Below are 26,851 nucleotides of genomic sequence, written 5' to 3' on the forward strand. Positions count from 1 at the left end.
AACTAAGGGGGGAATCAAATACTTTTCTAATTTTTTCTATTTCCGATATCTAATGATACTTTTTGAGATTTAAAACTGAGCTTTTTACTCAGACACATGTATAACCTGAAACTTCTTTACAATAATTCTTCTTAATCATTTTTATCAAAAATTTTAAAATTTATAAAAGTATTTACATGAATTATTTTGGTGCAGTTTGCATCTGTTTAAAGCCGCAAAGGCTGTTATTTTTAAGGTTAAATCACTATAATTTTAATTAATATTTTGTTTGAAAAACGACAAATATAATTATCATCATCATTAATGTTTACTAAACCATGGCATGATAATTGCTTGTAAAAATTATAGATTCATTATTAAAAATTGTAGAGACAAGCTTAAAGGAGATATGTATATGGAAAATCGGACTAGTAGTACTAAAACCTTTGTAAAAAATCGTCAAGCTTCCTTGATTAGTGCGATCTTCTTAATGGCAACTTCAGCAATTGGTCCAGGTTTTATCACGCAAACAGCTACCTTTACTGTGACATTAGGTAGTGCTTTTGGTTTTGGTATTTTAGCTTCTATAATCATTGATTTTGTAGTGCAACAAAATATTTGGCGTGTGGTTTCATTAACAAAAATGTATTCTTCCGACATTGCTAATGCGACAATCCCTTATAGTGGTTATGTTTTAGCTATATTAGTGATTTTTGGTGGGCTAGTTTTTAATATTGGTAATATAGCCGGTGCCGGACTGGGTTTGAATGCTTTAGTCGGGCTTGATCCAAAATGGGGCGGTGCAATCAGTGCATTTATGGCTATCTATATCTTTTCATCACATAAAGCGAGCCATTTTATTGACCGTTTAATGATTGGTTTCGGCTTGCTAATGATCGGTTTAACATTATTTGTGTTGTTTGCTGCGCATCCTCCTATTGGTCAAGCATTCACCGAAACACTTTTTCCAAGTAATGTTGATTTTGCCTCTATTACCACAATTGTAGGAGGAACTGTTGGAGGATATATTTCTTATGCTGGCGCACATCGTCTGCTTGATAAAAAAATGGTGGGCGTTGAAAACATTAAATATGTATCTAGTGCAGCAACACGAGGGATTATTGTTGTAGGTGTGATGCGATATATTTTATTTTTAGCAATTTTAGGTGTGGTAGCCAGTGGTGTTACCATTGATATTTCGAGCTATGCAGCTAATCCTGCTTCCCAAGCCTTTCAAGCAGCTTTAGGACAATTGGGGTTGCGCATATTTGGTTTAATTTTATGGGCGGCCGCATTAACCAGTATTATTGGTGCAGCTTATACTTCAATGACATTTATTACTCCTTTTAAACCTTCTATCACCATAAGGCAACGCCAAATAGCGACGATAATTTTTATTATTTGTTCATTAGCCATCTATTTAATTATGGGTACTGCACCTGTATCATTATTAGTTTTCGCTGGAGGTTTTAACGGTTTAGTTTTACCACTGGGTTTAACTATTTTTGTTTTTATTGGTTGGAAACGTGCTGATTTAATGTCTGGATATTATTATCCACGTTGGTTGTTATGGTCTGGTTTTATAGTCTGTGCGATAACTTGGTATATGGGCGCAATGTCAATTGTAACCATATTTAACTATTTAAGGTAAAAATTAAATATGAAAGTTAAAAAATTTATTGATTTAAATAGTGACCTCGGTGAAAGTTTCGGTCAATGGAAAATGGGTAACGATCAAGCAATGTTACAAGTGGTTAGCAGTGCAAATATTGCGTGTGGTTTTCACGCAGGTTCACCAGTAACCATTTTAGATACCCTAAAAGCAGCTAAAACTAATAAGGTTATAATAGGTGCTCATGTTGGTTACCCTGATTTAGTTGGCTTTGGGCGACGTAATATGGAAATTGAATCTAACGAACTAACGGCTGATGTGATTTATCAAATTGGTGCACTCAAAGGTTTAGCAACATCAATTGGTGCAAAAGTAAGTTATGTTAAACCTCATGGCGCTTTATATAACACTATCGCGAACGATAAACGTCAAGCTATGGCAGTTATCAATGCTATTTGTCAAATTGATGCTAATCTTATATTAGTGGCACTTGCTGGCTCTGCGCTTATTGGTTGGGCAAAACAAAAAGGTTTGCATGTGGTTGCTGAAGCTTTTGCCGATAGATCTTATCATGTTGATGGTACGTTAGTTTCTCGTAAAGAAATCGGAGCAGTATTACACGATCCTGAATTAGTCGCAGAACGTATGCTACAACTTGTCAGAGATGGCGGTGTGACTTCTATTGAAGGGAAGTTTGTTACAATTGAGGCAGATTCCATTTGTGTGCATGGTGATAGTGAAGGTGCATTAGCGATGGCACAAAAAGTTCGAGAAAAATTACAACAAAATGGAATTACCATAACTTCGTTTACGAAAATAAGTGATAGATAAATCATTATGTTAGTTTGATAAAATATAAACTGATATCAAACAAATAATTTTTGACTGGTTTTTTGTTGAGATCATGGATTAGATAACCGACAAGGTTAGAGGTACTAAATGCGTTTTTTACCCGTAAATATCGATGCAATTATGGTTGAACTTTCTAGCCTTGAACAGACCATGGCTTTAACTGATCAACTACAAAATAATTTAGTATTTGGGAAAATTGAAGAAATCATTCCAGCGGCTCGAACCGTTTTAATCCGTTTTAACCCAATTCTTACTGATGCCGATACTCTTGCTAAGAACATTAGTGCTCTTGATATCAAATCTGGTTCAATTCCTTCAGGGGAGTTAATTACCATAAGTGTTAACTATAATGGTGAAGATTTGGCATACGTCGCTGATCATCTTGGTATAACAGTTAATGAGGTAATTACTAGACATACTAATAATGAGTATCAAGTTGCTTTTTGTGGTTTTGCACCAGGTTTTGCTTATATGGTATCAAACCATGCTCAGCTTAATGTTCCGCGTCGCCAATCGCCTAGAGTTCGTATTCCTGCTGGTTCAGTGGCATTAGCTGGTGAATTTAGTAGTGTTTATCCTCAAGCAAGTCCAGGTGGCTGGCAACTTATTGGTATTACCGAATCTGCAGTTTGGGATATAAATCGAGATAATCCAGCTTTGTTTAAACCAGGTAGCCGCGTTCATTTTGTGGATGCGGCTAAATCCTCTAAAAAATATCATTTACCAACGATAAAGAAAGAAGAAAAAAATAATTCTCAGCAAGATATCAAAGTTTTGGCAACGGGATTACAAACTCTTTTTCAGGACAATGGACGAATTGGCCAAGCCGCATTAGGGATCTCAGAATCGGGGGCAATGGATAAAAGTGCACTACATAGTGCTAACCGAGTGCTTGGCAACCCAATTAATGAAGTCGCACTTGAGATCACTCAAGGTGGTTTTAAAGCTCAAATAAACCGATCTATGTTAATTGCAGTAACTGGAGCAGTGTGTGACATAAATATCACTACATTACTTGGTGAAAAATATACTGCACCAATGTATCAACCCATTTTATTAGAAAAAGGTGATACTGTTGAACTTGGTAATATTAAATGTGGAGTGCGTAGTTATTTGGCAGTTCGTGGTGGTTTTCAAGTATCACCTATTTTAACAAGTTGTTCGTTTGATACATTGGCACAAGTGGGACCTCCGCCAATCACAATCGGGCAAACATTAGCGGTCAAATCAACAAATATGAAAGCATCAGTATCATTGAATGAATCACCAGCCATAAATTATCCATGCTCAGGTGATGTTGTGGTATTAGACATTGTGCTTGGACCAAGAACTGATTGGTTTACGCCTAATGCAATTAAGTTATTAACTGAGCAATTGTGGCGAGTAACGCCTGCTTCTAATCGTATTGGATTAAGGTTATCTGGTGATATTTCATTAACTCGCGATAAATTACAAGAGTTACCAAGCGAAGGTACATGTATTGGTGCAATTCAAATACCAGCTAATGGACAACCTGTGCTATTTTTAAATGATCATCCCCTAACTGGTGGGTATCCGATTATTGGTGCTGTATGCAAATATCATTTAGATTTATCAGGACAAATCCCTGTAAATGCTAAAATAAAATTCAATCCTGTTGGAATATTTAAAGAATTTGAAGGGAGTCATGCCGACCATGTTTGAGAATAATAACAAATTAACACACAGAGTACTCATCGCTAATCGAGGTGAAATTGCAGTACGCATTATTCGAGCATGCCGCGATATGGAGTTTACATCCATTGCAATTTATGCTGATACGGACATTAATGCGCTGCATGTTCAAATGGCTGATGAAGCTTATGGATTATTGGGAAAGTTACCGAGTGAAACTTATCTTAATATCGATAAGATTATTGCGATTGCAAAAAGATCGGGTGCTACTATGGTTCATCCAGGATATGGTTTTTTATCTGAACGATCGGAATTTGCTAAAGCTGTTCAAAAAGCAGGATTAATTTGGATTGGACCGAATCCAGAAACGATAGATATTCTTGGTGATAAAGTTAAAGCTCGCCAGCTAGCCATACAAGTCGGAGCTCCGTTAGTTGAAGGGACTAAAGAACCAGTACGCGATGCTAAAGAAGTTGTTGAATTTGCACATAAACATGGCTTACCCATTGCTATTAAAGCTGCCTTTGGTGGTGGTGGTCGTGGTTTAAAAGTTGCATGGCAAATGGATGAAGTTGAAGAACTTTACCATTCTGCTGTACGAGAAGCGACAGCAGCTTTTGGACGTGGTGAGTGTTTTTTAGAGCAATTTTTGCATAATCCACGTCATATAGAAGCTCAGGTCATTGCAGATAAATTAGGCCATATTGTCGTTGTAGGAACGCGTGATTGCTCATTGCAACGTCGTAATCAAAAACTAATTGAAGAGTCGCCAGCACCATTTATATCGGATCAATTGCAACAACAAATTATTCAAGCATCAATTAACATTTGCGCCAAAGCAAATTATGTTGGTGCTGGAACCGTTGAGTTTTTACTCAGTCAGGATGGTAAATTGTCATTTCTTGAAGTAAATACTCGCCTACAAGTAGAACATCCTGTTACCGAAGAAACAGTCGGAATCGACCTAGTTGTTGAACAGTTACGTATAGCACAAGGATTACCACTTAGTATTAATGAAACACCTAAACCTCGATGTCATGCTATTGAATTTCGTATAAATGCTGAAGATGTAGCTAATGGTTTCTTACCAACACCGGGAACTATTACACGATTTGAAGTACCATCAGGGCCTGGCATTCGGTTAGATAGTGGTGTTGTCACTGGCTCAACGATCCCCTCCACTTTTGATTCACTTATGGCAAAACTCATTATTGTTGGAAATAATCGTGAGCAAGCGCTTGCTAGGGCTCATCGTGCATTAGCAGAGTTTTCTATTGAAGGTGTTGCGAGTGTTTTGCCATTCGATCTTGCAATCATAGGACATCCTGATTTTTGTCGTGATTTTAAAATACATACGCGTTGGATTGAAACGGAGTTTATACCAATGGTGGATTCATTGCCAAGGCAGGTACCTATAAAAGATTCTACTCTGACCTATACTGTGATCGAAATTGATGGTAAACGTTGCAAAGTTGGTTTACCTGCACAATTATTGGCAGGATTGTCATCAGCTGTGAATAGTGAGTCAGCATTAACTTCATTAAAGAATGAGGAACAATCAGAAACTATTGTAAAATCTCCTGTTTCAGGAAATCTTTTTAAATGGATTTTTAAAGAAGGACAAGAAGTTCAAGAAAGTGATGTAATAGGTATTATGGAAGCGATGAAAATGGAAGTTCAGATTATTGCTCATCGTAAAGGAATTTTAAAGTTAATCAGTCAAGAAGGTGATTTTGTCAATTCCGGTGATAAAGTTGCGGAAATTAATTAATAGTGTTAACTTTATTTTTTAATAAAATTAATAGGTGCTTTCTACTTTTGATTGAGCTCTAATGATTCATTTTCCTAGCGCGCCTATAGTTTATTAATAATACCAGCTGGTTTTAATATGGTTGATATTTTGGTAACTATAAACTATCAATTAAGTTTTTTGATTATTTTCATTGCCTATTTATGCGCGATATGTTAAAAATGCATATAAATTATCTCGCATTATCATTTTTCTGTATGGATATTCAGGGATGATTTCTATATCTTGCCTTTTCCTATTGCTGTTTATATAGATATCCCTCACTACTTAGTTTAGAAAGAATATATTGTTTTAAATATCTAAAGAAGTTTTGTATATTTTCCATGTCATATAAATTTGTAAATTGTCTTAAATCTATATGCTAATTGTTTTGTAACTTAATAAAACAAATTAACTTATATTGTGCGTCTTTTTAGTTTATATTTTGTCACCAATTGAATAAGTTTATATTTTTCAAGTTAATACGTGTTTTCTACTTATTAATAGGAGGTGAAGTAATTGATTTATTATTAGATATACATATCAACTAATTTTTTACGTCCTTGCAAACTTAAATTTTGTCACAAATTAAAGAAGTCATAAATATTTTCCAAGTCCTGTATCTGGTTGTTAGTTAATACATTAATTGATTTATTAATAGAACAATTATCTAAGTTAGTGAATTTCATTCAGTACAAGTTTTCAAATAAAAACTGGTTACATCCAGCATAAATTAATTGTCGATTTGAATGGGAGGAAATAATGAATAAAGTATACAAGTTAGTTTGGAATGCTAGACGTAAAGCTTTCATTGTTACATCAGAAAAAGCGCAATCAAAAGGTCGTTTATTTTTGATTAATTTATTATCTGTTGCAGGATTAACCATGGCAATGGTTCCTTTTAGTTATGCGCAATGTATCGAATCTTCTCTTAAAAATAATAGTTGCGAGACAAACATTACTAGTCAATATGCAAATCAAAATTTATTAAGTTTACAACGTAGTGATTATCTAAATCATCTGTTGAGCACTGCAAATCTTAACGGTTCAGTTGAAATATCTCTTCCACATCATCTCGAGTCTAATGACGATGGTTATACCTACACAAGTGACTCTAATGTTGATAACTTAGTTATAAACCAACCTGCTGGTGATATCATTGGTGGAACAAATGGTATTAATATTAATCATAATGGTACTGGGTCAACAAATATATCAATTGCTGGTGATGTCACTGGTAAACAAAATGATGGGATACACGCTTCAAACTCAACTAATACTCAAGATATAAACATTATAGAGATCGTAGGAGCCGACATTCATGGTAATTTGAATGGAATTAATGTTGCTAATAATGGACACGGAATAACAACAATAACAACTTCTGATTCCGTTGTTGGTGACGAAAGTGATGGGATTGTTGTGGTGAATGACGGCGATACAAAAGGTATTAAAGTAACTCAATCAGCAGGAAGTATTCATGGTAAAAAAAATGGTATTAATGCCGATAATAGAGGTAAAGAGACTACACATATCACAACCGCAGGAGAGGTAATAGGTGATGAAAATGAAGGTATTAATGCCGTCAATGAACAAAATGCTGGTAGTATGTTTATTGAACAAAATGGTGGTTCAATTAGTGGTAATTTAAACGGAATCAAAGCTAATAATTTGGGTAATGGATCGACTACAATCACAACTACAGCCAAGATTATTGGACAAAATAGTGATGGAGTATTTGTAAACAATAATAGTAACACTCATGATTTATCGGTTACCCAATCTTCTGGTTCAATTAGTGGAGAATTGAACGGAATAAATGCTATCAACGGCGGTAATGGAGCAACTATTGTAACCACCTCAGGGACGATTACCGCTAATCGGCGAGATGGTGTGACTATTATTAATCAAGCCAATACTAAAAAATTAACTTTCAACCAATTAAAAGGCGATATTACGGGTAAACAAAATGGTATCAATATTGTAAATAATGGTAATGGGTTAACTTCAATTAACAGTTATGGCAATGTGGAAGGACAACAAAAAGATGGTATATTTGGCATTGGAGGTGTAAACACTAACGACTTAAACGTTAGTCAATCTACTGGTAGTATAAAAGGTGAACTAAACGGCATTAATATAACCAACCAAGGAAACGGTTCGACTTTAATTACGACTAATGGCGATGTGACAGGACATCAATATGATGGCGTGCATGCTGTTAACGAAGTAAATACTCATGAACTGACAATTAATCAATCTGCTGGCAATATTCATGGCCAATCAAATGGAATAAACATTAATAACAAAGGTAATGGGTCGACGATTGTTAGCGCATCTGGCGATGTAATCGGTGACAATTATTTTGGAATTAGTGCTGTTAATGAAACCAATACTAAAGACCTTAATATTCGACAACCATTAGGTAATATTCATGGCAAAATTGATGGTATTAATGTGGAACATAAGGGGACAGGAACAACAACCATCGCAACCTCTGGACAAGTGATAGGTGATCAAGGAGATGGAATCTATGCCATAACTCGAACGAACACTAAAAATTTAACAGCCAAACAATCATCTGGTTCTATTTTAGGGAAAAAAGCTGGTATTAATTTTAATAATTTAGGAACTGGTTCAACTTTCATTAATACTGCAGGACAAGTAGAGGGTAGCGAATATGATGGAATATTGGTTAATAATGGTACTCACAGTCAAGATGTTAACGTAATGCAAACTGCGGGCAGTATAAAAGGTAATTTTAACGGTATTTACATTAACAATAAAGGAAACGGTTCTACATCAATAACAACTTCTGATGAAGTTATTGGCATACAATACGATGGTATGACTGCTACTAATGCACAAAACACACAAGACATAATTGTTTCTCAGCTAAGTGGTAATATTCAAGGTTTACAAAATGGTATTAATATGATTAACAATGGTAAAGGTGCCACATCTATTAATACATCCGGAATGGTTATCGGAAAACTTAGTGATGGTATTTATGCGTTTAATAACGACAGCACAACAGATCTAAAAGTTAGCCAACTAGACGGTGAAATAAACGGTAAACAAAATGGTATGACAATTGAAAATAATGGACAAGGTTTAACATCTATTACTACTTTAGGTAAAGTAATAAGTGATCAAGGAGATGGAATATTTGCAATGAATAATACTAATGCTAAAGATCTGAACGTAATTCAATCTGGTGGTGAAATCAATGGTAATAATAATGGCATTAAGATCGTCAATAATGGTCAAAGATCAACTGTAATTAGTATAGCCGGGAAAGTGATTGGTAACAATAGTGATGCTATTTTAGCCGTAAGCCAATCATCAACTAATAACTTATTATTTGGACAAACAAAAGATAGTGAAATAATAGGTCAGCTTAATAGTATTAATCTTGCTAATCAAGGACAAGGTTCAACAGGTCTTAAAGTTGCAGGTAAAATAATTAGCCAAAATTTAGATGCTATTATTGCAACTAATTATTCTAATGCGAATAATTTAACATTTAGACAAGAATCTGATAGTGAAATACAAGGTGCTAAAAATGGGATTAATTTTACTAATCAGGGAAATGGTTTTACCCGTATTTTAAGTGAAGGTAAGATCACTGCTAATAACGGTTCCGCAATATTAGCCTCTAATAACGATACTGCATCAGATTTATTAATAAACCAATCAAATGGCATTATTAATGGTTTTGATAATGGTATTAAGGCAATCAATAATGGCATAGGATTTACTGAAATTAACATTTTTGGCAAAGTAGAAGCACAAAATGATGTATCAGGAATAGGTATTTATACCACAGGTAAACAAGGGATAAATACTTATATAAGTTTGAATCAGAGGGCAGATGTCTCATCGGCTAGTGGTATTGCAATAAAAAATGAAATCACAGATTCAATTATTTCTCTAAATGATGGTTCCAAAATTAGTGGACAAATTAGACTAGGGGAGGGTAATGATACATTGTTTATTAATGAAGGAGCAGATATATCACAACTAACCGCAATAGATGGTGGTAATAAATTTACGCGCGTAGGTGGATCGTTTGACGATGATATCCTTAACCTTAATGTTCATCTTATCGGCTCATCAACTTCAAGCGGTTCGATTGGAAATGTATCAATCGTTGGATGGGAAAATATTAATCTCAGTCAGATCGGTAAATTGACATTAACAGGTGATTTAAATACAGACAAGTTAACTCTTGAATCAGGTGCAATTGTTGATCTTCAATCAACTATACATCAATCACAAATTAGCGGAAGCGTTTATAATGGAGGGACTATTACACTTGGTAATTCCTATGCAGGAGACAGTTTGATTATTGCTGGCGATTATGTTGGAAACAATGGGAAATTAGTGCTTGATACCGTCGTTGAAAATAGCGATAGTCCAACAGATCGATTATTAGTAAACGGTAATGTTTCAGGAAACACATTTATACAAATTAATAATATTAATGGGTTAGGTGCTGATACGAGTAATACTAATGGTATTGAATTAGTTCATGTCGATGGGATAAGTACTAATGATGCATTTAAAATTCCTGAAAACCATTTAGATGTTGGTGCATATGAGTATTATTTGCATAAAGGTGATCTTAATAACCAAAATAATAACTGGTATCTACGTTCCTATTTACCTAATGTCCCAACAGACCCGACAGATCCAACAGATCCAACAGACCCAACAGACCCGACAGGTCCAACAGATCCAACAGACCCGACAGGCCCAACAGACCCAACAGACCCGACAGGTCCAACAGACCCGACAGATCCAACAGGTCCGACAGGTCCGACAGGTCCAACAGACCCGACAGATCCGACAGGTCCAACAGACCCGACAGACCCGACAGACCCGACAGACCCGACAGGTCCAACAGGTCCAACAAATCCGAACGATCCAATTATTGATCCTGATACAGGAAAACCAGTTAAACCAACTGGTATAAAGACTTATCGTAAAGAAGTTCCTTTGTTTGGAGCAATCGCTGAACAACTTCGCTTAGCAGAAAATATTATGCAAAGTAATTTACATCAACGTATTGGTAATATGCCATTATTAGATTCGCCAATAAGTTGGGGTAGAATTATAACTAAACGTATTGATGTACAACAAAATGGCATTACTAATCCTCAAAGTAAAGGAAACTATACTGGTTTTCAATTGGGAAGTGATTTTTGGCAAGAAGACAATTGGCGACTGGGTGCATATTTTGGCTATTTGTATGGTAACTTAACCGTTAATGGATTTGCTAGTGGTCGAAATGGACAAGTAGGTAAAAATGGCATAAATTCATACTTTTTAGGAGCTTATAGTACTTATATGCAAGATAATGGTACTTATCTTGATATTGTTTTACAAGGCGCACGTCATAGGGTTGATGTAAAACCTAATAGTAATAAAAACAGTAAACAAAAAAGTTATGGTTTAAGCGCATCAATTGAAACAGGTAAACCATTTATCTTATCTAATAAAGGCTGGAAGTTTGAACCACAAGCTCAAATCATACATCAATGGCTTGACATGCACGATAGTCATATTAGTGGTAATACCAAAGTAAAACATAGTAATAATAATGCTTGGCTGTTCAGAATTGGGGCTCGTTTTGAAGGTAATTTCAAAACGGACTATACAATATTACGTCCTTATGCTCGTGTTAACCTGTTCTATTCACCAAGTGGTGCTGATCATGTAACTTTTGCTAGTAAAAATACTGCTACAGAATTTAGTAATGGTGCTAAATTCTTAAGTTCGGAAATGGCAATAGGTGGCAGTTTTGAAATTAATAATCAATTCAGTGCTTATACAGAAATCGGCCATACATGGACAAATGGTGGGGATGCAAGAGTCAAAGCACCTTTTAGCGCATCTGTTGGTATTCGGGCTAATTGGTAATAGTTAAATAAACTTTCACTAAGGCATAAAAAACAGGTATGACATAGCGAAATTGAAGTGACCCCCAATAGTTGGACAACCAATTACAGGGGGTCTTTTTATGTCAAAATATAGTCGAGATTTAAAAATTATCATAGCTAATGAATTCTTATCAGGAGAATCATCGGAAATTCTTTCAAAAAAATATATGATATCAACTTCACACAGCTGGATTAATAAGTGATATTACAGTTTTTATATTTTAATCTTAGAGATAAATTGCTATAGGATTTCTAGCGAAGATCTGAATCTCACTTTGTCATAAAATAAGGCTTGTTTAGAATGCAATCAAATTGTTGCACTAAATCTTTACTATCATCAGACATAGATAAAATTAACTCATACTTTTTAAAGGATTAAAAGCCCCCTTTGTTGGAGGCGATCATGATGTTTATTAGTATTAAATCTATATTACGATTTCAAAATTAAATATTAGGTCGGCGTTTAGTAAGCCATTCTACAATTGCTGGATCACGATGTGAGAAAAATGCACTGGTTGCAGTATCAATTGCGGTAATATCGATCATATCCTGGTTTGAAAGTTCAAAATCAAATATATTGAAATTTTCAATCATACGTTCTTTTCTCACTGATTTAGCTAAGCAGACAATTTGGCGTTGTATTAACCAACGTAAAATAACTTGGCCAACTGATTTATTATATTTATTACCAATAGTAGTTAAAACAGGATGGTTGAAAATATCATTTTTTCCTTCAGCAAACGGTGCCCATGCTTCAGGTTGAATCATTTTACTTTGCATCCAAGGTGCTGCTTGTAATTGTTGATTAAATGGATTAACTTCTATTTGATTTACAGCAGGTTTTATTTTATTAAAAGCCATTAAGTCAGCTAAACGATCTGGCTGAAAATTACTGACACCAATTGCTTTAATTTTTCCTTGCTCATAGAGCTCTTGCATTGCATGCCAAGCACCATAAATATCACCAAAAGGTTGGTGGATTAAATATAAATCAATATGATCCACTTGTAATAAATTTAACGATTGTTCAAATTGGATTTTAGCACCTTCATAACTAGCTCGGTTTAACCAAAGTTTGGTGGTAATAAATAGTTCTTTTCGATCAACTCCGCTAACTTTAATCGCATTTCCCACTTGGCGTTCATTTTGATAAGCTGTAGCTGTATCAATCAGGCGATAACCAACATCAATCGCATCCAATACGGCTTGCTCACAATGTTTTTCATCAATTTGATAAACACCAAATCCTAAAGTTGGCATCTCTATCCCGTTATTTAATTTAATCTTTTTCATAATGAGCACCTCTACAAAAAATTAGCTGAAAAACCAAGTGTTATTGTATTTTTTATGATTATTTATCAATTACATTATTTAGTAAAGCTAAAAATATTAATCAGTTAAGATAACGTTTTATATACCAATAAGTTAACGAACTATCATCTATCGTTTGTGTTTTAGTTTAATTATTAAACGTCATCATATAGTTTTGTTAGGATTAATTTAGTTAGAATAAATGTCAATGCATACATTGATAACTATAAATTCTTTTAATTTATTAAGATTTAATAGGTTGATTTACTTTTTTAACTGCTTTAGTTATAAGATAATTTACTGAACAATATTATTGCAATTTTAATTTATCGCGCATTAAAAGTTGCGTTATTTGTATATTATTATTTTTTAGTATTAATAATAAACATTGAGGATTTTCTTAGATGATACTTATATTATTGTATAAATATTGATGTTTTTAAACGATTCTGAAGATGTTTATAACACCATTATTAAATCTAAAAAATCAGTTATGATTAAAGACGCAAATCATTTCGATTTATATGATAATTATATCAGATTACTATTTATGAACTTTGATATTTTTTAAAAAAATCTAAATTAATTGAATTACTTATTAATAAAGGAGAATGAAATGACGATTCGTCCTGTACCTCTTGATAAATCATATCGCTTATTGAATCATGGACCAACGGTATTGGTTTCAGCAAAAAATGATAATACTGAAAATGTTATGTCAGCATCATGGGTCTGTGTATTAGATATGTTTCCTGCGAAACTGACAGCAGTACTAGACAAAAAGTCATTCACACGGCAACTTATCGAAAAGAGCCAGAAATTTGCAATACAAGTTCCTATTGCCAAACAAGCTGAACAAGTTATTGGCCTTGGTACACAAAGTTATTTAGATAATCCAAATAAATTAGCCGATAACCACATCGAGTTATTTTATCAAGATGGTTTTGATGTTCCTCTTGTAAAAGACTGTGCTGCTTGGTTGATCTGTCGTCTGATCCCTGAAGAATATAACCAGCAAAATTATGATCTATTAATTGGTGAAGTTATCGGTGCATGGGCTGATAATCGTATTTATGAAAATGGTCATTGGAAGTTTGATGAGATAAGTGATGAAATGAAAACGTTGCATTATATTGCTGGTAATCAGTTTTATATCACCGGTAAAGGACTTGCCGTTAAGGATTAGCCTTGATATTTTCTAAATTTATTGCACCATTTATAATTAGTAATATCTTTAAAATTATGAGGGATAACGATAAGTTGTCCATTAATCTAATATATTTAAAATACTGCTTAATATGGAAATCATCCAACACTTTTAAAGTTACTCTCTAATTATTGGCAAAAACGATGATTTGCTGGTATTTTTTACTTCCTAAATTTTTATAAAATCATGATATCTAGTCACTGTTTTTTTATATCTATATATAGAAAAAGAAATAAAAAATCTTAATAATTGAATAATATCATATAAAAAATAGTTATCATGATAATTTTTTTATAGTTTTACTGTGCAATTATGGTAATGTTTTGCCCTTATATTGTTATATAAGGAAATACTATGCCTCATTCAACTAATAGATTGATTCGTATTTATTTTAAAATAGGGCTGATACCGCAAATTATATTAGGGTTAATTCTAGGTATTGCATTAGCCGCTATTTCGAAAGATCTTGCGTTAGATATGTCCTTTATTGGATCACTTTTCATTAATGCCTTAAAATCCGTCGCTCCTATTTTGGTTCTTATTTTAGTTATTGCTTCAATATCCAATCACCAACATGGTAAACGCGCTAATATGGGCGAACTTCTTGCTCTTTATTTTTCTGGGATGATGTTGGCCGCATTATTAGCAACGGTTGCTAGTTTTATCTTTCCTTCTGTTATTTCATTAGGTGACGCCGCTGACCAAAGCAAATTAACCCCTCCGGGTAGTATTATCGAAGTATTAAAAACGTTGTTTAATAAAATGATCGACAATCCAGTAAATGCATTGGTTAATGCTAATTATATTGGGCTTATTATTTGGGGAGTCGGTATTGGGATTGCATTGAGGCACTCAAGTGAAACAACCAAAACTATGATGAATGATCTATCTTTAGCAATTTCATTCATTGTAAGAATTATTATTCGCTTTGCACCATTAGGCGTATTTGGTTTGGTTGCTTCAACACTCGCAGAAACAGGTTTTGGGGAATTACTTAAATATGCACATCTATTAGTCGTATTAGTGTCTTGTATGCTAATAGTGGCGTTAATTGTTAATCCATTATTAGCTTATATTATTATGCGTAAAAATCCGTATCCACTTGTTTTAACCTCATTAAAAGATAGTGCTATCCCCGCATTCTTTACTCGCAGTTCAGCGGCAAATATTCCAGTTAATATCGAAATTTGCAAAAGATTAAAAATGGATGAAGATACCTATTCTGTAGCAGTACCGTTAGGCGCTGCAATTAACATGTCAGGTGCGGCAATCACTATAACTATTTTAACATTAGCCACCGTTAATTCTTTGCATATAGAAGTGGATATTTTTTCTGCAGTATTACTTTGTATTGTGACGAGTGTATGCGCATGTGGCGCATCGGGTATCGCAGGCGGGTCTTTACTGCTTATTCCTGTCGCTTGTAGTATGTTCGGTATACCTAACGAAATTTCAGCTAAAGTCATTGGTATTGGGATTGCTATTGGTGTAATTCAAGATTCCATTGAAACTGCGCTTAATTCATCTAGTGATGTTGTATTTATCGGCGCAGTATCAGAAAAAGTTCAACGTAATAAGGCAAAATAGTTTTAAAATATGTAGATAATAGTTAGGTTATACTTATCTCAACAGCCTGATAATAAATTTATCAGGCTTTTTTATTAATCAACAAGTTTAGTCATCAGGCAAATTATTGCATTTATTGATATGACTATTTATCATAATTCAAAATTCAATCATTAATATTCACGCAAAATATTGGAATCTTATGCCATCTAATCAATCTATTTCTGCATCAATATTTCCAAAGAAAGGTAATACAAAAAAAGGTAATGAGACAAGATCTGCACTGATTCGTAGTGGAGTAGAATTGATGACTACATATGGGTACATTTCATCAAATATTGAAAATATTTTAAAGCAGGTAGGTGTGCCTAAAGGTTCCTTTTATTATTACTTTAAAAGTAAGGAAGACTTTGGAAAAGCAATCATAGCCAGTTATGACCGTTTTTTGGCTCATAAATTAGATAAGCATTTAAATAATTCATCTATTAAATCACCTATCGCTCGAATTAAAGCTTTTTACGAAGATGCAAAGCAAGGAATGGCAAAGTATGATTATAATCGTGGATGCTTAATCGGCGAATTAATTCAAGAAGAATCACTCTTGCCTCAAGGTTATGCGCAACTGTTAGAACAGATTTTGCAAAGTTGGCAAGTTAAAATAGAGAAATGCCTAGAATTAGCGAAAAAATCAGGTGAAATTAACTCAAAAATTGATTGTAAATTATTATCTGAATTTTTTTGGTTAGGTTGGGAAGGTGCAGTAACGCGAAGTAAGTTGCTAAAAAAATCAGAACCTTTAGATACATTTATAACTGTTTTCGTTAATATGACAATTAAATAGAATGTAATATCCCAATTTATTCTAACTTTATGTTTTTTAAACCTTATCCAAATATAATTTATTGCTTTTAACTAGACGATTGGTCTATAATTTTTAGACCAATCGTCTATTAATGTAATTAAATTATCTAACTGACGTGCTAATGAATTCTGTTAATCAATTATCTATTGATTTATTATCCATTACACAATAAGGAATATGTATGTCATTCAATGCCATTATTTTAGAGAAAAATGAAGTTACTGGTTTTTCCCATTCATTGAAAACCATAACGAAACAACAACTATTTCAACAACAAGGCGATACCTTAGTAAAAATACAGTATTCAAGTATTAATTATAAAGATGCATTAGCATTGACCAATAAAAGTCCTATTGTTAGACAATGGCCAATGGTTCCAGGTATTGATGGTGTAGGGATGGTAATTGAATGTCAAAGTGGTCGTTACCAACCAGATGACTTGGTTATTTTAAATGGTTGGGGATGCGGTGAAACACATTGGGGATGCTTTGCTCAATATGCCTATTTGAAATCAGATTGGCTAATTCCTTTACCAAGCAACCTTACTCCTTATCAATCAATGATTATTGGTACTGCAGGGTATACGGCTGCTTTATGTGTTTTGCGTATTGTTGATTTTGGAGTTAAACCCGAAGATGGCAAAATTTTAGTTACTGGCGCAACGGGTGGCGTTGGTTCAGTTGCTATCGCATTATTGAGTAAATTAGGTTATCAGGTCACCGCCTCAACCAGTAAAATGAAGGATGGAGATTATTTACATAAACTGGGTGCGGTCGGGATTATTGATAGCCAATCATTAAAAGAGCCTAATCGTCCATTACAAAAAGAACAATGGTCAGCAGCAATTGATGTGGTTGGTTCGTATACATTAGCTAATATTTGTGCACAAACTCAATATGGCGGTATTGTCACTTGTTGTGGCCTTGCTCAAGGTATAGATTTGCCAGCAACGGTTGCGCCTTTTATTTTACGTGGTGTGACATTAGCAGGTGTTGATAGTGTGATGGCGAGCTATGATAAAAGGGTTGCTGCATGGCAATTAATAGCACAACACTTTGATGAAAAGCTATTTTCTTATATAGGTAAAACAATTACGTTAAATGAATGCTCTGACATAGCTAATAAAATGATAGCTGGACAAATTAAAGGGCGCTTTATCGTTGATGTTGATCATTAACGTAAAAATTAACGACATAAATTTTTTATGATTTGGCGGTGTAAAATATTCACCGCTCATTCAAGTTAAGTAAATAACCGATTTAAATGTAAACAAACAGGATTAATTAAGTAATTATCCTTGTATTTCCTGTGAAATCAGAATAAATTCAATCTAAGTAAGCTGTTTTGAAAATGAAGTTCGCAATGACCGTTTAAAATTATCAATATTTAGTGAGTAATTTAAAGAGGGGAAATGTGATATGCCTTATCAAACACGAGATGACCTACCAGAATCGGTTCGACATGTTCTACCTACCCATGCTCAAGATATTTTTAAAGAAGCTTTTAATAGCGCAATAAAAGAGTATCAAGATCCTAAAAAACGACGAGATAATAGTTCTCCTGAACAAATTGCGTTTCGAGTTGCTTGGTCGGCAGTAGAAAAGCTTTATCATAAAGATGAAAATGGCAAATGGGTTGCTAAATAACTACCTAAATGATAAATATCCTTTGTTTTAACATTTATTAATGCTATTGATTAATAATCAATAAAAAGATAGTATAAAATCTAAGCCAACGTGTATGGTTGGCTTAATTTATATTTAAATCAAGGAATTAAAATGTTTATTTTTTCTCTTACCTATCTTAAACCCATTAATGAAGTAGAAAAATATTTACCACAACATATTGATTATCTAGAACGCTATTATCAATCAGGGCATTTTATTGCTTCTGGTCGCAAAGTGCCTCGCAACGGTGGCGTAATTCTTTGTTGTGCTGATAGTCGTGAACAATCCATGTCGATCATACAAGAAGATCCGTTCTATATTCACAACATTGCCGAATATGAACTGATAGAATTTATACCTACAAAATATGCAAAAGAATTTGAAGTATTTATTTAATTATTATCGGTGGTTTAAAAGTTATTTTTAATGACATGGAACATTAATATCGATCTTTAATTTAAAATTAAACAGTTATATTATCCATTTGATAAAATAAATATCATGTTAGTTATTTAAAATTTACACTTCCATAGTTGATTATCTATTCAATCCTTTCTTTAAACATAACCATTCAAAAAAATTAATTTAAACTTTGAACCTTTTTTGCTTTTTTGAGCCTCTATATATGTATGTTAGTTAATAAATAAAATTATATTAAATTCATTTAATTTTACTATTCGAGTATGACGGATTAAATAAAGATGAAAAAAGCATGAGTAAAAACAGGGAACAACTAATCAAATTAGCTTGTCAGGGAGATCAACAAGCACTTGAAAAGTTATTGTTGATTTGTCAACCAGATATTAAACGATTCGCTCGAAGAACATGTTCAACCTCAGAAGATGTTGAGGATGCTGTTCAAATTGTATTATGGCAGTTATATCGAAAAATAGGGATGTTAAAAACGGTAGCGACTTTTACAGGATGGTTATTTCGTATTGTTGAACGAGAATGCTACCGATTATTTAAAATTAGGCGTTCAAAAAATATTAATTCAGACTTTGAACTAGATAATTTGCCGACAACAAACCTTGATATGGATCTAAAAATTGACTTAATTAATGCAATTATTGTTTTGCCATTAATCTATCGAGAAGTCCTAATTTTAAAAGATGTTCAGGAATATTCCTCTCCCGAAGTTGCGGCCAAATTAGGTATTACTGTCCAAGCAGTAAAAAGCAGATTGCACCGAGCAAGAACAATAATAAAAGAACAAATTAATTCACAAAAATTTCTAATATTTAACTCAACAACAGGAGAGCATTATGTATTGTCGTAATTCAATAACTTTACATTTAATAAGAGGGTTAGGCGCAGTTATGTTGATTATAGGAGTCTTTATATTTCAACCTTCAATTGCTACTAAACTGTTTTTTATTCTTTGTGCAATTTTTTTGTTACGAGGCTGTCCTGCTTGTTGGTTTTTCGGTTTAATTAAAAAACTACAAATACAAAAAGGAGAATAACATGAGTAATTATCAATCAAGTGATGATTTTAAATATCTAGCTTCTTTATTAAAATATGCACCCAATGAAACCCAAGCATTTATTCATTTTGATCATCAGACAATTAAGCGAAGTGATGGAATTATTCCAACAAAAACACGGGAATTAATTGCATTAGCTATAGCGCTTACCACGCAATGTGCTTATTGTATCGATGTTCATGTTAAAGGTGCAAAACGGGCAGGGGCAAGCATTGATGAGTTGGCTGAATTGATTTCGATTTCCGCATCGGTAAGAGCTGGTGCAACCATGGCTCATGGCTTGTTAGCTATGCGACTGTTTGAACAAAATAATGGTTAAATTCTATTGGGTTTAATCGTATTTTAAAAAATGGCAGTTATCTAGAAAAAATTTAACTGCCAAACTTGACCATATAATTATTTAATTAGATGACATTTTTATCTTTTATTCTCCAATTTCATCTCTTTATCTTAATGTAAGATAAATTTTCCTTATTATGTTTTCATTTATTATTTTTCCTTATCAATAAGGAAAAAGTTGGTTAGTAATTAGTTATTTTTCCTTTTATACTGAATATGAATTATCAATAAATATAGGTACTTGATTATGAATAATAAAGGTTTACCAAAAGGTTTTTTATGGGGAGGAGCTGTTGCCGCTCATCAATTAGAAGGTGCTTGGCAGGCTGGAGGTAAGGGTCCTAGTGTTGCTGATGTGATGACTGTTGGATCGCCTAAAAGTTATCGAAAAATCACTGAAGGCATTATCCCAGGCGAGTATTATCCTAATCACGAAGCTATCGATTTTTATCATCATTACAAAGATGATATTAAACTTTTTGCTGAAATGGGTTTTAAATGTTTTCGGACCTCAATTGCTTGGACTCGTATTTTTCCGAAAGGTGACGAGCTTGAACCAAATGAAGAAGGTTTAAAGTTTTATGATGATCTGTTCGATGAATGTTTAAAATATAACATTGAGCCAGTTGTTACCCTTTCGCACTTTGAGTTACCTTATTATTTAGTCACCGAATATGGTGGTTTTCGTAATCGAAAATTAATCGATTTCTTTGTTCGATTTGCTGAGGTCTGTTTTGAACGCTATAAAAATAAAGTTAAATATTGGATGACTTTTAACGAAATCAATAACCAAGCTAATTTTAACGAAGATTTTGCTCCTTTCACTAACTCTGGAATTTATTATAAACCAGGTGATAATCGCGAAGAAATCATGTATCAAGCTGCACATTACGAATTAGTTGCTAGCGCTAAAGCGGTACAAATTGGTCATGCGATTAATCCTGATCTTGAAATCGGTTGTATGATTGCTTTAGTGCCAATTTATCCAGAAACATGCAAACCAAGCGATATCTTAATGGCTCAAAAAGTCATGGAACGTAAGTATTTCTTTACTGATGTCCATGTACATGGCGAATATCCAAATTACATTAAAAAATATTGGCAACGTAAAAATATTAAACTTGATATTACTGCACAAGATTTGGAAGTGTTAACGAAAGGAACGGTTGATTATATTGGATTTAGTTATTACATGTCGAATGTGGTTAGACATAATAAAGGTAATGATCACTATGATTATAATGAAAAAACCGATTTAGTCGGCAATCAATATGTCAAAAAATCCGATTGGGGTTGGCAGATAGATCCTGAAGGCTTACGTTACACATTAAATTGGTTAACTGATACCTATCGCTTACCACTATTCATTGTTGAAAATGGTTTTGGTGCTTACGATAAAGTTGAAGCGGATGGTAGTGTTCATGATACTTATCGAATTGAATATTTACGTGAGCATATAAAACAAATGAAGTTAGCCGTTGAAGAAGATGGCGTTGATTTGATGGGATATACCCCTTGGGGCTGTATTGATTTAGTTTCAGCTGGAACAGGTGAAATGGAAAAACGTTACGGTTTTATCTACGTTGATAAAGACAATAAAGGCAATGGTACTTTAAAACGTAGTAGAAAAGATTCATTTGCTTGGTATAAAAAAGTCATTGAGTCAAATGGTGAAACTTTATAACGATAAAATTCATTAGGAGATATTATGAAAAAAGCATTAATTATTTGTGCAGCAGGTATGTCATCATCACTTATGGCTAAAAAGGTAACAGAATTTTTTGCTAGCAAAAATAAACCTATTGAGCTTGATGCAGTATCAGCAACTGAAGGCAGTAATAAGATTAAAAATAGTGATTTTTCACTGTTTTTAATTAGCCCACAAACCATGATGATGTTTGATAAATTAAAAGCATTAGGTGATGAAGTTGGTAAGCCGGTAGTCAGTATTCCATTTCAAGCCTATATTCCTATTCAATCAGGTATAGAGCAGTTAGCTAAATTAGTTGAGGACAATATTAACTAAAACTTAAGAAAATCGAAGTGTTATCGTTCTTAATATGATGCGATTGTTTAATTAAATGATCGCATCCTAAAAATTGGTTTAGGTTTTTAATCATCTTTTAATAGCGTCACCCTTTTGGATAGATTTAGTTAATAGCTTAGGTATAGTAGATAATGATAAAACATAAACAACGAGAACTCATTAGTTTACTTGTTCGTTCTAAAAATGAATATAAAAGTAGTCAAGAACTTGCTACCGAATTATCCTTATCTGATCGTACTGTACGTACTTATCTTAAAGACTTAAAAACTTTAATTGAGCGCAATGGCGGCAATATAGTAAGCAAGCAAGGTTATGGTTTCCAATTAGAAATTTTAGATAGAACCGCGTTTAATTTATTTTTAATTGAACACCATTTACTAGATAAAAATATTGAGCAATCTCAATGTCGTGAGGCCAGCGAGCGAAAACATTTTATCCTTAATTTGTTATTACTAGAGAGTCAAAAAATTGATGTTGAAGAGTTATCCGAACAGCTATTTATTAGTTCATCACAGCTAAATAAAGATATTGCTGAAATAAAATCTCAATTACTGGCTTATGAATTAACCCTAAAAAAAAATCGATCTCTAATTTTTATTGATGGTGATGAAAAAGCTAAACGCCATTTTATAATGAGTTACTTTTTTCATGATGATTCGATTAATTTTTTACACCATTTATCTTATTTTAATCAATCATGTGAAACCATTAGTTTTGATACGTTAACCATCATTATTTTAGATGAGTGTCGTGAAGCAAATATTAAATTATCAGATGTGATGATTCAAAATATTGTATTACATCTGTCACTAAGCATTAAGCGTTTACAGTCAGGGCTATCTATTCAAAATCTAGATCTACCCGTTTCAACCAACACAACGCTTGAATACCAAGTTGCCAACAAAATCATTGCTCGCATTGAATCTGTAATTGGTTTTCACTTTCCGAAAGAAGAGCAAATGTATCTAACTTTACATTTGATGAGTAAATCTAATTTAATTCAAAATGTTGCTGATGATGAACTCACCTTATCATTAACCAATTTACTTCTAAAAATTCAACAAGAGACTGGCTACCCTTTTTGGCATGATGAACAATTGAAAAATGGGTTAATTCAACACTTAAAACCCATGTTAGTACGTTTAGAACAGAATATAAAATTAGAAAATCCATTAATAGATGAAATTAAAGATCAATATTTAGATGTTTTTGTGCTAGTTAAACATTATTTAAGCCAATTGCCAAATTTAAATAAATATAAAGTCAATGATGATGAATGGGGATATTTAGCGCTGCATTTTTTAGCTTCACTTGAAAAGTTAAAAAACGAACAAAAAGCTAAAGTTTTGATCATTTGTGCAACAGGAGTAGGCAGTGCACAATTATTAAAAAGTCGGGTCCAGAGCGAATTTGATGAGCGTGTAAAAATAGTTGCAACCCGTGGTTACTATGAGATTGAGCCCGAAATGATAAATGATATTGACTTTATTATTTCATCGGTTGATCTATCATCAAAAGTATTTAAAGTTCCTGTATTTCATGTATCGGTATTCTTTTGTGAAGAGGATGTTCAAACAATTCGTCGATATCTTTCTCATAGACAAATGCCCAATTTATTTCATAAAGATTTCTTACCAGTAATATCAGAACACAAGGACCAAAATCATTCGAATTATATTGCTCAGATATTTGATGATATTGCAGCAGATTATTTTTATTTGTGTCGTCAAAAGGCAACTAAACAAACAGTATTAGATCATTTAGTTGATCTATTATCAGTTAATGAAGTTAAAAAATTCAAACAAGATATAAAAAAGCAAATGGAAAAACGTATGGCTATAGGTGAAATACTCTTTAGTCCAACAATTGTAGTTCCTCATCCAGCTATACCCGTTGGCAAGATGGCGAAAATTGCCATAGCAGTAATTCCCGATGGTTTGTTTTGGGATGAAGATTACCAAAACGTTAAATTTGTTTTTATGATTTCGCCATCAATTTATCAAAACTCAAACTTAGCTATGATGACAAAAGCAATTGTCAACTTAATTGATGATTTGCCCACACAACAAGCAATGTTAGAAATTTCAGATTTTAATCAATTTAAATCACTTTTTATCCAACTAATTGAAAAAGGAGCGTAGCAATGAATGACCAAATGAGCTCAGAGGAGATTCAAATTACAGCTTTCAATATTATTTTGCACAGTGGTAATGCTAAAACAAAAATCCATTCGGCTTTCGAATTGATGCGAAAGGGTGAGTTTGATAAAGCTAATCAGCTTTTAGATGAAGCGAATGATGATATTTTAGAAGCCCATGAGTCGCAAACAGGGCTACTTCAGTCTTATGCTAATGGGACTAAAATTGAGATGGAAATCATTATGGTTCATGCTCAAGATCATTTGATGACAACTATGACGCTTCGTGAAATTGCAATTGAGATGTCTCATCTTTATCAACAAACCTATAAGTTATCCAGTTAATTAAGAGGTCAGCTATGGATTCTCAATTAGAAAGCCAACTTAAAACGCATAAAAAAGTGAGTTTGACTAATCTCTATTTTAATCGTTTTTTAGCGGTTCGTTATACCACAGCATTTTTTCTATTTTTAAATCTTTATTGGGCCGTTTTTTTGATGGGTAGTTTATCCATTGCCATTGTGCTACCACTATTACTCATATTGTTTGCTACATTAACTAGTTTTGAGCAGATTAAACTGTATCGAAATCATCAAAACCATTTACGATATGCTAGTCTTTTCTATCGAATAATGTTGATAAGCGTCATTATGTTAATTATTTCGATTTATACCCCCTTATTTCACTTTTTCTTTCCATTTTTAAAATATTCACAAGAGGCTTTAAACGTATTACTAGGAATTTTGGCAGTAAGTTTAGTTTTTACAATTTTTATACTGCTTAAACTAAAAAAGATTGAGCGTAATGAGGATAAACATTTTAAAAGAATCCAAGCTTATCAAGAAATCATTAATTGAATGAGGAAAACAAAATGAATAACGCATTTGTGTTGTTACAAAAATATCTAATGACTCCGATGGCAAAAATATCGCAGTTTAAGATTGTTCGAGCCGTAATGGCAGCGGGAATGGCATCAGTTCCTTTTTGTATCGTTGGATCGATGTTTTTGGTGTTTAATACCTTACCGATGACATTTACTGGATTGGAAACAGCTTTTGATAATTCTGTTTTCAAAATAAGAGATCTTTATATGATAGCTAATACTGCAACAATGGGAATATTAGCGCTTTATTTTAATATTGTTGTCGGTTACGAATTAACTAAAATTGAGGAAGAAGAGACAGGCTTAAAAGTTAATGCTCTTAATGGTGCAATGCTATCTGTTTTTGCTTTCATCATGACATTACCAGAATTAGTGATGCAAAATGGTGCGATGGTGTTATTTAATGATCAAAGTGAATCCGTCTATAACGGATTACGCCTAAATCCTTTTGTTGCTCGGTTAGGAACTTCAGGTATCTTTATTGCAATTGTTATGGCAATTTTAGCAACACAACTTTATTTTATGTGTGTACGTCGTAATTGGGTAGTTAAAATGCCTGAAACCGTTCCATTAGGAGTATCACGATCATTTACAGCACTCATTCCAACATTTGTCATCGCATTTACAATTATTATCTTAAATGGTGTTTTGATTTATTTTGGTACGGACATTTTCAATATCATCGGTATTCCGTTTATCTTTGTAACCAATTTAACTAAAAGCTGGCTTGGCATTATGGTGATTCTATTTTTAATCCATGCTCTTTGGGTTGTTGGTATTCATGGTGCAAGTATTATTGGTGCGTTTATTACACCGATAATGCTTACCAATATGAATGAGAATATTGGTGGAGCAGCTATTCCGTTTGCGGGTGAATTTAATAACTCTTTGGTAATTCTAGGTGGTTCGGGTTCAACACTTCTTATGACATTTTTTATCGCTTTTTGTGCTAAATCAAGTCAATTAAAGATTTTAGGTCGAGCCTCAGCTGTTCCTGCAATATTTAACATTAATGAACCAATCATTTTTGGTATGCCAATCGTGTATAACCCATATCTTGCTTTACCATTCTTATTAGCACCAATGGCATGTGGTACTTTGGGTTATTTTGCTATAAGTTCAGGTTTTATGAATCCAATTATCGCGTTAATACCTTGGCCATCACCAATGGGCTTAGGTGCATTTATTGGAACAGGCGGGGATTATCGAGCTATGTTTGTGGCCATACTTTCTGCAATCTTAGCATTGATAATTTATCTTCCATTTGTAAAAATTTATGACAACAAACTATATAAAGAAGAACAAGCTAAATCTGAAAATCAAGAGCAATTAGCTTAATTGCCAATGAATTGAAAAGAACGTAGATGATTGTATCTGATTATTTACGTTCTTTTGATTTTCTTCGTTTTATCCTAAAAACTCAAATAAAGCTCAAATTTAAACAATCCTGTTTATATTTATATTTATATTTATATTGATCATTATCTGCTCGCCTCTTTAATTTTATATGCTATA

General features: G+C 33.2%; 21 protein-coding genes. 20 read left to right on the forward strand and 1 reads right to left on the reverse strand.

All coding sequences use genetic code 11. From position 1 onward, the window contains the following. The first annotated feature begins 394 nt into the window (after window positions 1–394). From GAPWK_RS03715 to GAPWK_RS14085, 5 genes are all read left to right on the forward strand, one after another. On the forward strand, window positions 395–1,630 hold the full coding sequence (locus GAPWK_RS03715; protein ID WP_110287305.1) for an NRAMP family divalent metal transporter: 1,236 nt from the start codon (window positions 395–397) through the stop codon (window positions 1,628–1,630). 9 nt (window positions 1,631–1,639) lie between these two features. Next, window positions 1,640–2,422 (forward strand): LamB/YcsF family protein, encoded by a 783-nt coding sequence (locus GAPWK_RS03720; RefSeq protein WP_025314942.1) that lies wholly within the window; start codon window positions 1,640–1,642, stop codon window positions 2,420–2,422. Between the two features lie 108 nt (window positions 2,423–2,530). Next, window positions 2,531–4,126 carry a 5-oxoprolinase subunit B/C family protein gene (locus tag GAPWK_RS03725; protein ID WP_025314943.1) on the forward strand — a complete coding sequence of 532 codons (1,596 nt, stop codon included), beginning with the start codon at window positions 2,531–2,533 and terminating at the stop codon, window positions 4,124–4,126. Then, window positions 4,110–5,867, forward strand: a complete 1,758-nt coding sequence (locus GAPWK_RS03730) for an acetyl/propionyl/methylcrotonyl-CoA carboxylase subunit alpha (protein ID WP_038517140.1) — start codon at window positions 4,110–4,112, stop codon at window positions 5,865–5,867. The genes GAPWK_RS03725 and GAPWK_RS03730 overlap by 17 nt, the downstream gene beginning before the upstream one ends. A 780-nt stretch (window positions 5,868–6,647) precedes the next feature. After that, complete coding sequence (locus GAPWK_RS14085; protein WP_025314945.1) at window positions 6,648–11,810, forward strand: autotransporter outer membrane beta-barrel domain-containing protein; 5,163 nt, start codon at window positions 6,648–6,650, stop codon at window positions 11,808–11,810. 464 nt (window positions 11,811–12,274) lie between these two features. Here GAPWK_RS14085 and GAPWK_RS03740 read toward each other — a convergent pair whose 3' ends face one another. Next, window positions 12,275–13,123 carry an aldo/keto reductase gene (locus tag GAPWK_RS03740; protein ID WP_025314946.1) on the reverse strand — a complete coding sequence of 283 codons (849 nt, stop codon included), beginning with the start codon at window positions 13,121–13,123 and terminating at the stop codon, window positions 12,275–12,277. Window positions 13,124–13,757: 634 nt separating this feature from the next. Between GAPWK_RS03740 and GAPWK_RS03745 the strand changes: the two genes are divergently transcribed. From GAPWK_RS03745 to celB, 15 genes are all read left to right on the forward strand, one after another. Beyond that, entirely contained in the window at window positions 13,758–14,327 is a 570-nt protein-coding gene (locus tag GAPWK_RS03745; RefSeq protein ID WP_038517143.1) for a flavin reductase family protein, read from the forward strand. Window positions 14,328–14,702: 375 nt separating this feature from the next. Further along, window positions 14,703–15,935 (forward strand): serine/threonine transporter SstT, encoded by a 1,233-nt coding sequence (sstT, locus tag GAPWK_RS03750; RefSeq protein ID WP_025314947.1) that lies wholly within the window; start codon window positions 14,703–14,705, stop codon window positions 15,933–15,935. A gap of 181 nt (window positions 15,936–16,116) precedes the next feature. Further along, on the forward strand, window positions 16,117–16,755 hold the full coding sequence (gene acuR / locus GAPWK_RS03755) for an acrylate utilization transcriptional regulator AcuR (RefSeq protein ID WP_025314948.1): 639 nt from the start codon (window positions 16,117–16,119) through the stop codon (window positions 16,753–16,755). A gap of 202 nt (window positions 16,756–16,957) precedes the next feature. Next, window positions 16,958–17,953: an acrylyl-CoA reductase (NADPH) gene (gene acuI / locus GAPWK_RS03760; protein ID WP_025314949.1), complete on the forward strand. Its 996-nt coding sequence runs from the start codon at window positions 16,958–16,960 to the stop codon at window positions 17,951–17,953. A gap of 241 nt (window positions 17,954–18,194) precedes the next feature. After that, window positions 18,195–18,422, forward strand: coding sequence for a ChaB family protein (locus tag GAPWK_RS03765; protein WP_025314950.1), 228 nt, complete (start codon window positions 18,195–18,197; stop codon window positions 18,420–18,422). Between the two features lie 132 nt (window positions 18,423–18,554). Then, window positions 18,555–18,839 (forward strand): YciI family protein, encoded by a 285-nt coding sequence (locus tag GAPWK_RS03770; protein WP_025314951.1) that lies wholly within the window; start codon window positions 18,555–18,557, stop codon window positions 18,837–18,839. A gap of 316 nt (window positions 18,840–19,155) precedes the next feature. Then, on the forward strand, window positions 19,156–19,722 hold the full coding sequence (locus GAPWK_RS03775) for an RNA polymerase sigma factor (RefSeq protein ID WP_025314952.1): 567 nt from the start codon (window positions 19,156–19,158) through the stop codon (window positions 19,720–19,722). Next, complete coding sequence (locus GAPWK_RS03780) at window positions 19,709–19,909, forward strand: hypothetical protein (protein ID WP_025314953.1); 201 nt, start codon at window positions 19,709–19,711, stop codon at window positions 19,907–19,909. Before GAPWK_RS03775 ends, GAPWK_RS03780 begins: the two co-directional genes overlap by 14 nt. Window position 19,910: 1 nt before the next feature. Further along, window positions 19,911–20,249 carry a carboxymuconolactone decarboxylase family protein gene (locus GAPWK_RS03785; protein WP_025314954.1) on the forward strand — a complete coding sequence of 113 codons (339 nt, stop codon included), beginning with the start codon at window positions 19,911–19,913 and terminating at the stop codon, window positions 20,247–20,249. Between the two features lie 267 nt (window positions 20,250–20,516). Then, the gene (locus GAPWK_RS03790) at window positions 20,517–21,953 is read left to right on the forward strand and encodes a 6-phospho-beta-glucosidase (protein WP_025314955.1); all 1,437 of its coding nucleotides are present in this window, start codon (window positions 20,517–20,519) and stop codon (window positions 21,951–21,953) included. Between the two features lie 24 nt (window positions 21,954–21,977). Beyond that, complete coding sequence (locus GAPWK_RS03795; protein WP_025314956.1) at window positions 21,978–22,295, forward strand: PTS cellobiose transporter subunit IIB; 318 nt, start codon at window positions 21,978–21,980, stop codon at window positions 22,293–22,295. Between the two features lie 152 nt (window positions 22,296–22,447). Then, complete coding sequence (locus tag GAPWK_RS03800) at window positions 22,448–24,457, forward strand: BglG family transcription antiterminator (RefSeq protein WP_038517147.1); 2,010 nt, start codon at window positions 22,448–22,450, stop codon at window positions 24,455–24,457. Window positions 24,458–24,459: 2 nt separating this feature from the next. Then, window positions 24,460–24,798: a PTS cellobiose transporter subunit IIA gene (locus GAPWK_RS03805; protein WP_025314958.1), complete on the forward strand. Its 339-nt coding sequence runs from the start codon at window positions 24,460–24,462 to the stop codon at window positions 24,796–24,798. Between the two features lie 14 nt (window positions 24,799–24,812). After that, a complete protein-coding gene (locus tag GAPWK_RS03810) occupies window positions 24,813–25,310 on the forward strand; it encodes a hypothetical protein (protein ID WP_025314959.1) in 498 nt (165 codons plus the stop codon). 14 nt (window positions 25,311–25,324) lie between these two features. Further along, entirely contained in the window at window positions 25,325–26,674 is a 1,350-nt protein-coding gene (gene celB, locus GAPWK_RS03815; protein WP_025314960.1) for a PTS cellobiose transporter subunit IIC, read from the forward strand. Window positions 26,675–26,851: the final 177 nt, after the last annotated feature.

Source organism: Gilliamella apicola (genome assembly GCF_000599985.1).
GTDB lineage: Bacteria > Pseudomonadota > Gammaproteobacteria > Enterobacterales > Orbaceae > Gilliamella > Gilliamella apicola.

What these genes read in the sequence shown, in the direction of transcription:
- GAPWK_RS03715 (WP_110287305.1), top strand. Translation starts at nt 395, where the DNA reads ATGGAAAATCGGACTAGTAGTACTAAAACCTTTGTAAAAAATCGTCAA.
- GAPWK_RS03720 (WP_025314942.1), top strand. Translation starts at nt 1,640, where the DNA reads ATGAAAGTTAAAAAATTTATTGATTTAAATAGTGACCTCGGTGAAAGT.
- GAPWK_RS03725 (WP_025314943.1), top strand. Translation starts at nt 2,531, where the DNA reads ATGCGTTTTTTACCCGTAAATATCGATGCAATTATGGTTGAACTTTCT.
- GAPWK_RS03730 (WP_038517140.1), top strand. Translation starts at nt 4,110, where the DNA reads ATGCCGACCATGTTTGAGAATAATAACAAATTAACACACAGAGTACTC.
- GAPWK_RS14085 (WP_025314945.1), top strand. Translation starts at nt 6,648, where the DNA reads ATGAATAAAGTATACAAGTTAGTTTGGAATGCTAGACGTAAAGCTTTC.
- GAPWK_RS03740 (WP_025314946.1), bottom strand. Translation starts at nt 13,123, where the DNA reads ATGAAAAAGATTAAATTAAATAACGGGATAGAGATGCCAACTTTAGGA.
- GAPWK_RS03745 (WP_038517143.1), top strand. Translation starts at nt 13,758, where the DNA reads ATGACGATTCGTCCTGTACCTCTTGATAAATCATATCGCTTATTGAAT.
- sstT (WP_025314947.1), top strand. Translation starts at nt 14,703, where the DNA reads ATGCCTCATTCAACTAATAGATTGATTCGTATTTATTTTAAAATAGGG.
- acuR (WP_025314948.1), top strand. Translation starts at nt 16,117, where the DNA reads ATGCCATCTAATCAATCTATTTCTGCATCAATATTTCCAAAGAAAGGT.
- acuI (WP_025314949.1), top strand. Translation starts at nt 16,958, where the DNA reads ATGTCATTCAATGCCATTATTTTAGAGAAAAATGAAGTTACTGGTTTT.
- GAPWK_RS03765 (WP_025314950.1), top strand. Translation starts at nt 18,195, where the DNA reads ATGCCTTATCAAACACGAGATGACCTACCAGAATCGGTTCGACATGTT.
- GAPWK_RS03770 (WP_025314951.1), top strand. Translation starts at nt 18,555, where the DNA reads ATGTTTATTTTTTCTCTTACCTATCTTAAACCCATTAATGAAGTAGAA.
- GAPWK_RS03775 (WP_025314952.1), top strand. Translation starts at nt 19,156, where the DNA reads ATGAGTAAAAACAGGGAACAACTAATCAAATTAGCTTGTCAGGGAGAT.
- GAPWK_RS03780 (WP_025314953.1), top strand. Translation starts at nt 19,709, where the DNA reads ATGTATTGTCGTAATTCAATAACTTTACATTTAATAAGAGGGTTAGGC.
- GAPWK_RS03785 (WP_025314954.1), top strand. Translation starts at nt 19,911, where the DNA reads ATGAGTAATTATCAATCAAGTGATGATTTTAAATATCTAGCTTCTTTA.
- GAPWK_RS03790 (WP_025314955.1), top strand. Translation starts at nt 20,517, where the DNA reads ATGAATAATAAAGGTTTACCAAAAGGTTTTTTATGGGGAGGAGCTGTT.
- GAPWK_RS03795 (WP_025314956.1), top strand. Translation starts at nt 21,978, where the DNA reads ATGAAAAAAGCATTAATTATTTGTGCAGCAGGTATGTCATCATCACTT.
- GAPWK_RS03800 (WP_038517147.1), top strand. Translation starts at nt 22,448, where the DNA reads ATGATAAAACATAAACAACGAGAACTCATTAGTTTACTTGTTCGTTCT.
- GAPWK_RS03805 (WP_025314958.1), top strand. Translation starts at nt 24,460, where the DNA reads ATGAATGACCAAATGAGCTCAGAGGAGATTCAAATTACAGCTTTCAAT.
- GAPWK_RS03810 (WP_025314959.1), top strand. Translation starts at nt 24,813, where the DNA reads ATGGATTCTCAATTAGAAAGCCAACTTAAAACGCATAAAAAAGTGAGT.
- celB (WP_025314960.1), top strand. Translation starts at nt 25,325, where the DNA reads ATGAATAACGCATTTGTGTTGTTACAAAAATATCTAATGACTCCGATG.